Source organism: Hymenobacter puniceus, from assembly GCF_014333525.1.
Lineage (GTDB): Bacteria > Bacteroidota > Bacteroidia > Cytophagales > Hymenobacteraceae > Hymenobacter.
On the sequence record NZ_JACSCX010000002.1, the window covers coordinates 95,733 to 106,833 of the forward strand.

15 protein-coding genes are annotated in these 11,101 nt (G+C 58.6%); 3 read left to right on the top strand and 12 right to left on the bottom strand.

Annotation, left to right across the window (positions count from 1 at the left end; translation table 11 throughout):
- Nucleotides 1–99 precede the first annotated feature (99 nt).
- From H8B14_RS05425 to H8B14_RS05435, 3 genes are all read right to left on the bottom strand, one after another.
- Nucleotides 100–663 (bottom strand): NADH-quinone oxidoreductase subunit C, encoded by a 564-nt coding sequence (locus H8B14_RS05425; protein ID WP_187314613.1) that lies wholly within the window; start codon nt 661–663, stop codon nt 100–102.
- A gap of 98 nt (nt 664–761) precedes the next feature.
- The gene (locus H8B14_RS05430; RefSeq protein ID WP_222840554.1) at nt 762–1,316 is read right to left on the bottom strand and encodes an NADH-quinone oxidoreductase subunit B; all 555 of its coding nucleotides are present in this window, start codon (nt 1,314–1,316) and stop codon (nt 762–764) included.
- An 82-nt stretch (nt 1,317–1,398) separates the two neighbouring features.
- A complete protein-coding gene (locus H8B14_RS05435; RefSeq protein WP_044014256.1) occupies nt 1,399–1,791 on the bottom strand; it encodes an NADH-quinone oxidoreductase subunit A in 393 nt (130 codons plus the stop codon).
- A gap of 271 nt (nt 1,792–2,062) precedes the next feature.
- On the opposite strand from H8B14_RS05435, the gene H8B14_RS05440 reads away from it, so the two are divergent.
- Nucleotides 2,063–2,503 (top strand): hypothetical protein, encoded by a 441-nt coding sequence (locus H8B14_RS05440; protein WP_187314614.1) that lies wholly within the window; start codon nt 2,063–2,065, stop codon nt 2,501–2,503.
- A 66-nt stretch (nt 2,504–2,569) separates the two neighbouring features.
- Here the strand turns inward: H8B14_RS05440 and pruA are convergent, their stop codons facing one another.
- From pruA to H8B14_RS05470, 6 genes are all read right to left on the bottom strand, one after another.
- A complete protein-coding gene (gene pruA, locus H8B14_RS05445) occupies nt 2,570–4,234 on the bottom strand; it encodes an L-glutamate gamma-semialdehyde dehydrogenase (protein WP_187314615.1) in 1,665 nt (554 codons plus the stop codon).
- A 77-nt stretch (nt 4,235–4,311) separates the two neighbouring features.
- Entirely contained in the window at nt 4,312–4,761 is a 450-nt protein-coding gene (locus H8B14_RS05450) for a DUF3592 domain-containing protein (RefSeq protein WP_187314616.1), read from the bottom strand.
- Between the two features lie 15 nt (nt 4,762–4,776).
- Nucleotides 4,777–5,325, bottom strand: coding sequence for a hypothetical protein (locus tag H8B14_RS05455; RefSeq protein WP_187314617.1), 549 nt, complete (start codon nt 5,323–5,325; stop codon nt 4,777–4,779).
- 103 nt (nt 5,326–5,428) lie between these two features.
- A complete protein-coding gene (locus tag H8B14_RS05460) occupies nt 5,429–6,121 on the bottom strand; it encodes a YjjG family noncanonical pyrimidine nucleotidase (RefSeq protein WP_187314618.1) in 693 nt (230 codons plus the stop codon).
- Nucleotides 6,122–6,213: 92 nt separating this feature from the next.
- Nucleotides 6,214–6,540 (bottom strand): (2Fe-2S) ferredoxin domain-containing protein, encoded by a 327-nt coding sequence (locus H8B14_RS05465; RefSeq protein WP_187314619.1) that lies wholly within the window; start codon nt 6,538–6,540, stop codon nt 6,214–6,216.
- A gap of 25 nt (nt 6,541–6,565) precedes the next feature.
- Nucleotides 6,566–6,970: an ArsR/SmtB family transcription factor gene (locus H8B14_RS05470; protein ID WP_187314620.1), complete on the bottom strand. Its 405-nt coding sequence runs from the start codon at nt 6,968–6,970 to the stop codon at nt 6,566–6,568.
- A 111-nt stretch (nt 6,971–7,081) separates the two neighbouring features.
- On the opposite strand from H8B14_RS05470, the gene H8B14_RS05475 reads away from it, so the two are divergent.
- The gene (locus H8B14_RS05475; protein ID WP_187314621.1) at nt 7,082–7,768 is read left to right on the top strand and encodes a carboxypeptidase-like regulatory domain-containing protein; all 687 of its coding nucleotides are present in this window, start codon (nt 7,082–7,084) and stop codon (nt 7,766–7,768) included.
- A gap of 118 nt (nt 7,769–7,886) precedes the next feature.
- Nucleotides 7,887–9,269: an NAD(P)/FAD-dependent oxidoreductase gene (locus H8B14_RS05480; protein WP_187314622.1), complete on the top strand. Its 1,383-nt coding sequence runs from the start codon at nt 7,887–7,889 to the stop codon at nt 9,267–9,269.
- 104 nt (nt 9,270–9,373) lie between these two features.
- Here the strand turns inward: H8B14_RS05480 and H8B14_RS05485 are convergent, their stop codons facing one another.
- From H8B14_RS05485 to H8B14_RS05495, 3 genes are all read right to left on the bottom strand, one after another.
- Complete coding sequence (locus tag H8B14_RS05485) at nt 9,374–10,024, bottom strand: beta/alpha barrel domain-containing protein (protein ID WP_187314623.1); 651 nt, start codon at nt 10,022–10,024, stop codon at nt 9,374–9,376.
- Nucleotides 10,025–10,163: 139 nt separating this feature from the next.
- Nucleotides 10,164–10,538 (bottom strand): PH domain-containing protein, encoded by a 375-nt coding sequence (locus H8B14_RS05490; protein ID WP_187314624.1) that lies wholly within the window; start codon nt 10,536–10,538, stop codon nt 10,164–10,166.
- Nucleotides 10,539–10,605: 67 nt separating this feature from the next.
- Complete coding sequence (locus tag H8B14_RS05495; protein ID WP_187314625.1) at nt 10,606–10,965, bottom strand: DHCW motif cupin fold protein; 360 nt, start codon at nt 10,963–10,965, stop codon at nt 10,606–10,608.
- Nucleotides 10,966–11,101: the final 136 nt, after the last annotated feature.

Sequence of the window (11,101 nt, forward strand, 5' to 3'; positions counted from 1 at the left end):
AGTAATGAGTAGGAAGTATTGAGTAGTGAGTAAGGGCGAAATGATGAAAAGCAGTTCGGAGTACTAAGTACTCAATACTCTCTACTCGGTACTAACAGGTTAGCGGCCAAAGAACAGGTCGGTTTTGTCTTCGCGGGTGCCGTCTTCCAGGGCATACTCCTTGCGCATCGGGTGGTAGTCCATGTCCTCCACGTTGAGGATGCGCATGAGGTTGGGGTGGCCGGGGAAGATGATGCCGTAGAAGTCGAAGGCCTCACGCTCCATCCAGTTGGCGGTAGCGTAGAGGTCGGTCAGGGTCGGGGCAACCGGGTCGGCAATCGGGAAGAAGATCTTCAGGCGCAACCGGATGTTCTGGGTGAGGCTGTGCAAGTGGTACACCATGCCGAGTTCCCGACCGGGCCGGTCGGGGAAGTGCATGCCGCACATCGTGGTCAGGAAGTTGAGCTGCAACTCCTCGTCCTTCTGCAGGCCTTCAATGATGTCGTGAATCCGCTCCCGGGTGGTGGTGGCGGTCAGCAGGCCGTAGGGCTCCTCCACGTCGGTGAAGGCGTCGGCCCCGAACAGGCGGTGCAGCAGAGCCAGCAGCTGCGCGTTTTTCTGTGCGGCCGGGTCCTGTGCGGCAGCCTGTTCCTGAGCCGGGATGGATTCGTTCTGGTCAGCCATTTTTTTGAGCTGTTAGCTATCGGCTGTTAGCTATTAGCTCTTTGTCAGGGCAAGCTCCTCGAAAGAAGCCAACAGCCAACAGCTAATAGCTAGCAGCTCTATTTAATGTTGTACGACGCCAGCAGGGCCTGATATTCAGGCGAGTTGCGGCGGCGGAAGGATTCGTTTTTGGCCAGGTCCTGGATGCGCATCAGGCCGTCGAGCACCTGCTCGGGGCGGGGTGGGCAACCGGGCACGTACACGTCTACCGGGATGATCCGGTCGATGCCCTGGAGCACGGAGTAGGTATCGAAAATACCGCCTGAGGAGGCGCAGGCACCCATGGACAGCACCCAGCGGGGCTCGGCCATCTGCTCGTACACCTGCTTCACGATGGGGGCCATCTTCTTGGCAATTGTGCCCATCACCATCAGCAAATCGGCCTGCCGGGGCGAGAAGGAGGGGCGCTCCGAGCCGAAGCGGGAAATATCGTAGCGGGAGCCCATGGTGGCCATGAACTCGATGCCGCAGCAGGAGGTAGCAAAGGGTAAGGGCCAGAGCGAGTTGGCGCGGGCAATGCCCACCACTTTCTCTAGGGAGGTAGCAAAGAAGCCGGCGCCTTCGAGGCCGTCGGGCGCGTCTACCGTTTTGATTTCAGGAACTCGAGTATCCATGGGAGCAAGTCAGGTTAACAGAAGCAGCTAGGCTTCAGAAAGGCAACATCCGGCCGGGGCCAAAGGTTGCCGCCGCGCCGTCTTAACGGGCTTCGTTCCAGCGCAGAACGCCTTTTTTAATCACGTAAGCGAAGCCGGCCATCAGCAAGGCCAGGAACACCAGCATCTGGTAGAAGCCAGTGGTGCCCAACTGGCGGAAGTTCACGGCCCAGGGGTACATGAAGATAACTTCCACGTCGAAGAGCACGAACAGGATGGCCGTGAGGAAGTATTTCACCGAAATCGGGGTGCGGGCGTTGCCCACCGACTCGATGCCGCACTCGAAGGCTTCATCCTTCACCACGCTCTTGCGGCGCGGGCCCAGCAGGTGAGACGTAATCATGGCGAAGGCCACGAAGGCCACGGCCAGCACAAACTGCACCACGATGGGCAGAAAATCCTGGGGCTGATATTGGGTCGGAACGGCGAGAAGCATAGGCTGCGACAAATAAACGCCGCGTAGAAACGGCATGGGAGGCAAAGGTAGGACCTAGCCGGTTGGGAACAAAGGTGAAATAGGAGGGTAGGGGAAAGGTGTATATTTGGCCTGTCGGCTGCTTCCGCGCCCCGAACTAGTCGCAATGGACTGGTTGTAGCAGAATTGGGCGCGGCGGCAATCCGCTCTACCGGATTGCGAGTACCTATACGGTAAAGCTGTTAGTGGCTATGAACAGCTACTTCGTTGTAATTGTCAGTTGCGTGTTTTTGTGCTGATTACTAGTATTCCTGATTTCTGTCTGCAATACCACAAACCCCTTGACTTGCTGCGTCTGGAGTGGGTTTCCAACGACAACACTGGAACGATGCAAGCCAGCGCGGCGCAACTGCTGCTGCTAGCCCGGCAGCTTGGCGTGCGAGTGCTGCTACTGGACATGAATACTGTGCCCGACATTGCCATTAAAGACGAGATATGGCTGGGTAAGCACTGGATGCCCGGTATCGTGCAGTTACCGCTGCAGCACCTGATTCTCACTATCGATGCGGAGCGCGTGCACAACCAACTGGTGGTAGATGCGCTGCACGACTTGGTCCAGCCCGACATTCGCTTTGCGTCACACTACTTTCCGCACCCCGATGCTGCATTGGAATGGCTGACTGATGGTACGGAGTACCTACCGACTCTGCAGGCCGAATGGCAAAGCCGGTGAATAACGAAAAGGCCGCCCCGGAATTCCGGAGCGGCCTTTTTATTTCTCAGAAAACTGAGCAGCGGCCTACAGGCCTTTGTCACGGTTCAGATCCTCCTTGGGCTCGGAGCCCAGGAAGGGGTAGCGGTAATCCGTGACGGGCACGAAGGTTTCCTTGATGGCGCGCGGCGACACCCAACGCAGCAGGTTCAGCATGGAGCCGGCTTTATCGTTGGTGCCGGAGGCGCGGGCGCCGCCGAAGGGCTGCTGGCCCACCACGGCGCCGGTGGGCTTGTCGTTGATGTAGAAGTTGCCGGCCGCGTGCACCAGCTTCTTCGAGGCGTGGTCGATGGCGTAGCGGTCCTGGCTGAAGATGGCGCCGGTGAGGGCGTAGGGCGAGGTGGTATCCACCAACTCCAGCACTTCTTCGAACTTGTCGGCGTCGTAGATGTGCACCGTCACCACAGGGCCGAACAGCTCCTCGCACATGGTCACGTACTTCGGGTCCTTGGTTACGATGACGGTGGGCTCGATGAAGTAGCCCTTCGACTTGTCGTAGCCGCCGCCGGCCACGATTTCGGCGTTCGGGTCGGCCTTGGCCCCGTCAATGTACTTGGCCAGCTTATCGAAGGATTTCTCGTCGATGACGGCGTTGATGAAGTTCGAGAAGTCCTCCACATCGCCCATCCGGAACGAGGCCAGGTCTTCCTTCACGTAGCCCAGGATTTCGTCGGCGAGGTTCGAGGGCAGGTATACCCGCGAGGCGGCCGAGCACTTCTGGCCCTGGTACTCAAACGCGCCCCGGCTGATGCCCACGGCCACGGCCTTGGCGTGCGCCGAGGGGTGCGCCAGGATGAAGTCCTTGCCGCCGGTTTCGCCCACGATGCGCGGGTAGCTCTTGTAGTCGCTGATGTTCTGGCCAATGGTCTTCCAGATGTTCTGGAACACACCGGTAGAGCCGGTGAAGTGGATGCCGGCAAAGTCGCGGTGCTTGAAGATAACCTCGCCGGCGGTGGGGCCGTCCACGTACACCAGATTGATAACGCCGTCGGGCACGCCGGCTTCCTTGAACAGTTCCATCAGCACCTGGGCCGAGTAGATCTGGGTGTTGGCGGGCTTCCACACCACCACGTTGCCCATCATGGCCACCGAGGCGGGCAGGTTGGCGGCAATGGAGGTGAAGTTGAAGGGCGTGAGGGCAAACACGAAGCCTTCCAGCGGGCGGTGCTCCAGGCGGTTCCACATACCGGGCAGGCTCTCAGGCTGCTGCTGGTAGATCTGCTGCATGAAGTGTACATTGAACCGGAAAAAGTCGATCAGCTCGCAGGCGGCGTCGATTTCGGCCTGGAAGGCGTTCTTGCTCTGGCCCAGCATGGTGGCCGCGTTGATGCGCGCCCGGTAGGGACCGGCCAGCAGGTCGGCGGCCTTCAGGAAGATGGCGGCGCGGTGCTCCCAGGGCATTTCGGCCCACAGCGGGCGGGCGGCCAGGGCCGCGTCGATGGCCTGCGCCACGTGCGAGGCGTCGCCTTCGTGGAACTGGCCCAGCACGTGCTGGTGGTCGTGGGGCGGGGTAATATCCTTCTTGTTGCCGGTGCGGATTTCCTGGCCGCCGATGTGCATCGGAATGTCGCGCTGCTGCTGCTTGAGCTCCTTGAGAGTCTTGAGCAACTCAATGCGCTCCGGCGAGTTGGGCGCGTAGCCCTTCACGGGCTCGTTGATCGGGGTCGGGACGTTGAAAAAGCCGTTGGCCATAATGAAGTGCTGGTTTGGCGTGATGGGTGGTGGGGAAGGGCAAAGGTAGAAGGAATGAGGAAGTCCGATGCAACCACCTATACTGGCAACACTTGTCGGGGCCTGGCTATTTGGGTGGCGGCCCAGAGCAGCGACAAACCCAGAAGCAAAGAGGGCAGGCTTCTCCAACTAAACCAATTTGCGGAAGCCAACAGCACGTTTTGAGGATTGTGGCGGTCATAGGTTACGGCTACCCGGTCACGGAGCTTCGAGGCCAGAAAATCCTCTTGAGCTACCTCAGTTGTAGCCGTTACAGAATCATCATCGGGCAGAGCAAACGCAAGTCGCAAATGATAGATACGGCTCATGCTTTTGCGCGGAATTTCGTCAGACTTCGACAGAATAATTGCTGTAACGCTGGGCCCCTGACTTGCTTTCCAAGCGGTGTAGTTTACCACGAAAAAGGCTGCTGCTAGTGCCAAGCCGACTGGCAGTGTGAGCAGCAAGCCCAGGATCCGACCCAGCTTCTGTTTTAGAGGAAGTGGCATAGAGAACAGTACTGCCTACAACCGCGCCAGCAGTGCCCGCACCTGCCATTCCAGGTCGGCGACGGAGCCGGTGTTGTGGAGGGTGAGGTCGAAGTGGGGGTAGTGGTCGAGGGCGGTTTCGGAGGGGTGGTCGTCGTCGCGGGTACCGTCGCCGCGCTGGTGGAGCGGGTCGCCTTCCACGCGCACCATCAGGCCACCACGGCTGCGGATGAGGTCGGCTTCGTTGGGGAAGCGCACGTCCGGAATCAGGGTGTGCTGGTCGGCCGGCAGCTGGGAGAAGAACGCCTGCACCCAGATATCGGGCTCCCAGAGGCGCAACGCCAGGCCCACCTGCTGTAGCATCTCGCCGCGGGTGCGGCCGAAAGCCGGGAGTAGCTCGGTTTTGCCTTGCTGCGAGAAATAGGGCGTAGTATCCTCCCCGGCCAGAGCGGCGCACACGGCCTTAATAGGCTCACCTACGGAGCGAATGTGCCAGTGCCGTTCGGGCTGTAGCTGTTGCAGCAGGCGCGCAATAGTGTCTTTGCCACTGCCCCGGCGGCCTGAGAAACCGATTAGTTGTGTCATCGGGGCAAAGGTAACCCGTCTGTCATTCCGACGCAGGAGGAATCTGGGTGCAGATGTTGAGACAAGCTCACTCAAATTCCTCCTGCGTCGGAATGATAGACGGTTACAAAATCTCCTTCAACTCGCTCAGGCAGCTGATTTCGTAGGTAATCTGGTTGAAATGGCGGCGCTGGGCGGGATTGAAGTACACTTGGTCGAGGCCGGCGTTATAGGCCCCCAGCACGTCGCACTCCAGGTTGTCGCCAATCATCAGGCTTTCCGGGGCAGTGGCGCCAGTGCGCTCCAAGGCGTGCTCGAAGATGCGGGTATCGGGCTTTAGGTGGCCGCAGCACTCCGACGTCACGATTTCCTCGAAATATTCTGTGAGTCGGGACGCATCAAGTTTGATATACTGGATGTCGCGGAAGCCGTTGGTGATGAGGTGCAGCCGGTAGCCTTTGTCGCGCAGGTAGTCCAAGACTTCGTAGGTGTATGGAAACACCGCTTTTTTCTGCGGCAGAATATCCGTGAACTGCTCTGAAATACCTGCGGGCGAGTCTTCCTCGCGCAACCCCAGCTGCACGAAGGTGCGCGGAAAGCGGGTGGCGCGCAGCTGCTGCTGATTGATTTTACCGCCCTGATATAGCCGCCACAAACCGTGGTTGATATCAGAGTATACCTGAATAAACTTCTCTACCGAAACACCATGCCGGCCCAGATTGTGCTCTTCGAACAGATGGCGCAGGGTTTCGTCGGCGTTGGTTTCGAAGTCCCACAGCGTATGGTCGAGGTCGAAGAAGAGGTGACGGTATTTCACTGGTGATGCGTGAGGAGGTGATGAGGTAAATGCGTAAGGAGAAAATATATAGAACGTCATTCCTCGCAAGCTCGAAATGACGTTCAGGAGCATCAATCAAGCCGCAGCCGTTCAATAACCCGGCCTTCGCCCAGGTGTTCGTGCACGATGTCGGCAGCATCTTTGGGCTTTACGTTGCCGTAGATGGTGCCCTCCGGGTAGACGATAAGGGCGGCGCCGGGGCCTTTCTTGCACTGCTTGCAGAGGTCGAGGCAGTTGCAAGTCTGCACCCGCACTTTGCGCTTCTCGCCGCCGCTGAGCAGCTTTTTCAGGCCCTGCTTCTTGAGTTCAGTCTTCAGGGCTTTAACGACGTCTTTGCCTACGTCATCCTTCTGGGCAATGCAAACAAACAGGCGGGTAACAGCGGGAGCAGATTTCACGGTAGGCAAAAACGAATAGACAACATCACTGGCCGGCCGTATTGGGCGCACCGGTCCAGCGCCGGTTTTGCAGCTTATACGCAGCCAGTTCCCGGTTCGACCAGAGCGTTTGGTAAATCTTCTGGTCGTGCTGCAGCTGGGCGTCGCGCTCCATGTAGCCCAACAGTTGCTGCACGAAGTCCAGGGCCTCGTCCTTGAGGTAATAGAACACCCAGTTATCGAGGCGGCGGAAGCTGACCAGGCCCGCGCTTTTCAGGGCGGCCAGTTGGCGCGACGTTTTCGTTTGGGTGAAGTCGAGCACTTGTTCCAGGTCGGAGATGCACATTTCCTGGTTGCGCCACAGCAGATGCAGGATCCGCACCCGGCTTTCATCCCCGAAAGCTTTGAATAGTTGCTGGCCGAATGCAACGCTGAAGTGTTTGAGGCGCATCTTTAGACGAAGAATGGGAAAAAGTGAACCGGAACCGGCCGGCGTGAATTTACCGCAAACCCGGCAGTGGCCCCCAAAAGTGCCGTATACTTGTAGTCTGTAATACCCTGTATGTCTGTAGTAGTTCGATTTTCTTCCTGGCTGGCCGCTTGCGTGCTGGTAGTGCTGGCCTGCTGGCTGTTGCCCACGGCCGCCCGGGCTCAGGGCCAGCAGCGCGTGGTGCAGTTCACGGGCATTGTGGCCACCGGCGACTCGCTGCTGGGTGTGCCCGGCGCTACTGTGTTTGTACCCAAAGCCGGCCGCGGCACTGCCACCAACGCCTACGGCTACTTCTCGCTGCCCGTGCTGGCTGGCGACAGTATCATCATCCGCAGCCTGGGCTACCGCAACCAGTACGTAGTGATTCCGCCCGACTACCCGCGCCAAAGCTACTCCGTGATTGTGCAGCTGCGCGAAGACGTGACGGTGCTGCCCGAAGTGCGCGTGTTTCCCTATGCCACCGAAAAGGCGTTCAAGGAAGCGTTCCTGGCGTTGCGCCTGCCCAAGGAACGGGGCTCCAGCGCCGCCGAAAACCTCAACCAGGACATTCTGCGCCGCATTTTCAATAACGCACCGGTCACGAGCATGGGCAACTACCGCCAGACCATGCAGATGCAGCAGATGGACCAGCAGCGCCGTATGGGCATGGGCCCCTCACCCTACACCAACAACCCGTTGCTGAACCCATTCAGCTGGCTGCAGCTGATCAAGCAAGTGAAAGACGGCGAATTCAAGAAGAAGGAAGGCGTAGATTATTAAGCTGCGTCGCTGAATGAACGTCCGGTGAAGGACCTTTGGCTGAAGACTATACTTCCCTCATCCAACAATCCGCCCGCATATTCAGTAAAGCAGGTGTTTGACCTTCGAACTACCTGCTATGGATACCAACTTACCGCTCACCTCCCAACCCCGCATTGTCATCATCGGGTGTGGCTTTGCCGGCCTGCGGCTCGCTAAAGACTTAGCCGATGCCCCTGTTCAGGTGGTTATCGTTGACCGCAACAACTACCACAACTTTCAGCCGCTGCTCTACCAGGTAGCCACTGGTGCGCTCGAAGCCGACAGCATTGCCTACCCGATCCGGAAGATTTTTGCGGGCCAGGCCAACCTGTTTTACCGCCTGGCCGATGTGCAGCGCGTAGATTCTGCCGCCAACACCGTCGTTACCAATATCGGCGACATTCGCTACGATCATCTGGTTATTGCCACGGGCTCGGTCACCAACTTTTTCGGCCTGACCAGCATCGAGCAGAATGCCATGCAAATCAAGAGTGTACCCAACGCCCTGAACCTGCGCAGCTACCTGTTCCAGAACTTTGAAAAGGCCATTCTCAGCGAAAACCCCGCCCAACGTCAGGCCCTGATGAATGTGGTGGTGGTTGGTGGCGGCCCTACCGGCGTCGAAATCTGCGGCTCGCTGGCTGAAATGCGCAAAGACGTATTGCCCAAAGACTACCCCGAGCTAGACCTCAAGCAGATGGAAATCTACCTGATAGAGGCCGGGGCGGAAGTGTTGGGCCCGATGAGCAAAGAGTCGCAGGAGCAGTCGAAGCGCTACCTAGAGGAAATGGGCATTCACATCCGGCTCAATACGTCGGCCAAGCGCTTCGAGGAAGGCAAGCTGTATTACTCCGACACCGAGTTTATCCGCACTGAAAACCTGATTTGGGCCGCGGGCGTGAACGGTGCCGCCGTGGAAGGCCTGCCCGAAGCCGCCGTGGCCCGCAATAAGCGCGTGAACGTGGACACCGTGAACCGCGTGGCGGGCTTCCAAAATGTGTATGCCATCGGGGATGTAGCCAACATGGTTACCGATGAAATGCCCCGCGGCTACCCGATGCTGGCGCCAGTAGCCATTCAGCAGGCCGAGCAGCTGGCCGATAATTTCAAACGGCTGCTACGCGGTGAAGCACTCAAGCCGTTTAAGTACACCAACAAAGGCAGCATGGCCATTGTGGGCCGCAACCGGGCCGTTGTGGACCTGCCCGGCAACAAGCATTTCGGCGGCTTTTTCGGCTGGCTCACCTGGCTGTTTGTGCACCTGATGACGCTGGTAGGCTTCCGCAATAAGGTGGTAACGCTGGTAGGCTGGGCCATCAGCTATTTCAGTTCCGACAAGGCCCTGCGCCTGATTATCCGGCCCTACAAGCGCAACGATTTCAAGGAAGACAAGGGCCGTAATACCGCTACCCACAACGCTTCCACTTCCGAATATAATCCGCCTGTGCCAGCGCCTGTTGCACCGGTAGTAGGCGGGTAGAAGCAACCTTCGTCACTGCAAAACGGAGCCTGCTTTCAGGAAAGTAGAATCTACTATCCTGAAAGCAGGCTCCGTTTGGTATAAAGGGCGAGTAGTGAGATAAACTAGGCTTGTGGCTGCAGTACGGCCAGCAGCTCTCTAACCTGGGCCGTCAGGCGTGCGGGTTCGTCAGTGTCCAGCAGGCGCGCATCAAGGCCAACGCAAGTAGCCCCGGCGGCTTTCCACTCTTGCAGGCTCTCTACGGTAGGCTGGATGCCGCCCGTCACCATCAGGGGTACCGTGGGCAGCGGCCCGCGCAGAATGCTGAGGTAAGCAGGCGTGAGGTAGGCCGATGGAAAAAGCTTCACCAGCGTAGCGCCGAGGCGGTGGGCTTCGTACACCTCGTTCAGCGTTTGGGCGCCGGGCAGCCACGCCAAGTCGTGGCTGCGGCAGATGGCGGCCACATCGGGGGTAGTAACAGGCTGGATGATGAAGTCGGCGCCGGCCTCGATGAAACGGCCGGCTTCCTCGGGCGTGAAAATGGTGCCCGCGCCCAGCAGCAGATCCGGGAAATCGGCCTCCACGAAGCGCTGCAGTCGCGCGAAGATATCAGGGGCCTGGGGGCCGCGGTTGGTGAACTCGAACAGCCGCACGCCGGCCGCGTGGCAGGCCGCCAGCACTCGGCGGGCGTAGTCTTCTGATGCATGGTAGAAAACCGGAATCAGCGGGTGCTGCCGGGCCTGCGTGAGCGTGTGAGCGGAGGGGAAGCGGGGCATAAAGGAGCGTTAGAGAATTGTCATCCTGAGCTTGCAAAGGACCTTATTACGGCAGAACGGCGCGTCGGTACGTCAGTCGTTTGCGCGGAATAAGGTCCTTCGCAAGCTCAGGATGATAGTTTGCTCCCCACTCGCCCGCTTAGACGGCAAATTCCCCGAGGGCGCGATACACGTCGAACACGTTTTTGTCGCCGCGGAAGGTTTTGCTGATGGGCTCGGTCTGGCCGCGCACCCAGATTTTCAGCTCGGCGTCGAGGTCGAAGTGGCCGGTGGTTTCCATCGAGAACCGCTCGATGCTGCGGTAGGGGAGGCTCAGGTACTCCCGCTTTTTGCCCGTCACGCCCTGCTTGTCCACCAGAATAAGACGCTTGGTGGTGAACACCATCAGGTCGCGAATGACGGCGTAGGCGTTGCGCACGGTTTCGCCGGGGGAAAGCAGCTGGCTCAGCTCCAGTTGAATGTCCTGTGCATCGGTTTCGGAAGCATTGCCCAGCAGGCCGTCGAGAAGTCCCATGAAAATGGTGTTTGAGGTGAAGAAATAGCAGAAGATAAGATCCAGTCAGTAGCCCAAAGTAATAATATCATTCGCCAGCCGCAGCGGCCAGAAATGTGCCATCTACGATTAGCAGCTTTGCGCCGTGTTCTGTGAAAGAGCGGTGTGAGCTTAACTCATCGGATACTTCATACGAGATGCCCGGACGCATGGGAAACAGGCTGCCGTCGGCCAGCTCTGTGGTCAGCTCGCCTTCCAGTACAAACAGCAAGTGTCCTTTCTGACACCAATGGTCGGCCTTGTAATGTGGCGAATACTCTACCATGCGTACGCGCAAATTGCCTAACTGCAGCGTGCGCCAATACGCCACGCCCGTTTCACCGGGGTGCTTTGTAGCGGCTATATGCTGCCAGTCGGTTACCTGAAATGGAATGGAGGCAGGATGCATAGGGCAGTAACTGGAAAGCAGGTCAAGGTAGGCAAAACAGCAAAGAGCCGAACGTCTCCGCCCGGCTCTTTGCTGTTTTTCTGCTTGCGACTGTCGTTCTGATGAAGGAGGAATCTGGGTAAGGTCGCCCAACGGG

Bases quoted from the DNA above. Each gene is read 5' to 3' on its own strand.
- H8B14_RS05430 (WP_222840554.1), bottom strand. From the start codon at position 1,316: ATGGATACTCGAGTTCCTGAAATCAAAACGGTAGACGCGCCCGACGGC.
- pruA (WP_187314615.1), bottom strand. From the start codon at position 4,234: ATGGCCAACGGCTTTTTCAACGTCCCGACCCCGATCAACGAGCCCGTG.
- H8B14_RS05475 (WP_187314621.1), top strand. From the start codon at position 7,082: ATGTCTGTAGTAGTTCGATTTTCTTCCTGGCTGGCCGCTTGCGTGCTG.
- H8B14_RS05450 (WP_187314616.1), bottom strand. From the start codon at position 4,761: ATGCCACTTCCTCTAAAACAGAAGCTGGGTCGGATCCTGGGCTTGCTG.
- H8B14_RS05495 (WP_187314625.1), bottom strand. From the start codon at position 10,965: ATGCATCCTGCCTCCATTCCATTTCAGGTAACCGACTGGCAGCATATA.
- H8B14_RS05490 (WP_187314624.1), bottom strand. From the start codon at position 10,538: ATGGGACTTCTCGACGGCCTGCTGGGCAATGCTTCCGAAACCGATGCA.
- H8B14_RS05435 (WP_044014256.1), bottom strand. From the start codon at position 1,791: ATGCTTCTCGCCGTTCCGACCCAATATCAGCCCCAGGATTTTCTGCCC.
- H8B14_RS05485 (WP_187314623.1), bottom strand. From the start codon at position 10,024: ATGCCCCGCTTCCCCTCCGCTCACACGCTCACGCAGGCCCGGCAGCAC.
- H8B14_RS05480 (WP_187314622.1), top strand. From the start codon at position 7,887: ATGGATACCAACTTACCGCTCACCTCCCAACCCCGCATTGTCATCATC.
- H8B14_RS05425 (WP_187314613.1), bottom strand. From the start codon at position 663: ATGGCTGACCAGAACGAATCCATCCCGGCTCAGGAACAGGCTGCCGCA.
- H8B14_RS05455 (WP_187314617.1), bottom strand. From the start codon at position 5,325: ATGACACAACTAATCGGTTTCTCAGGCCGCCGGGGCAGTGGCAAAGAC.
- H8B14_RS05470 (WP_187314620.1), bottom strand. From the start codon at position 6,970: ATGCGCCTCAAACACTTCAGCGTTGCATTCGGCCAGCAACTATTCAAA.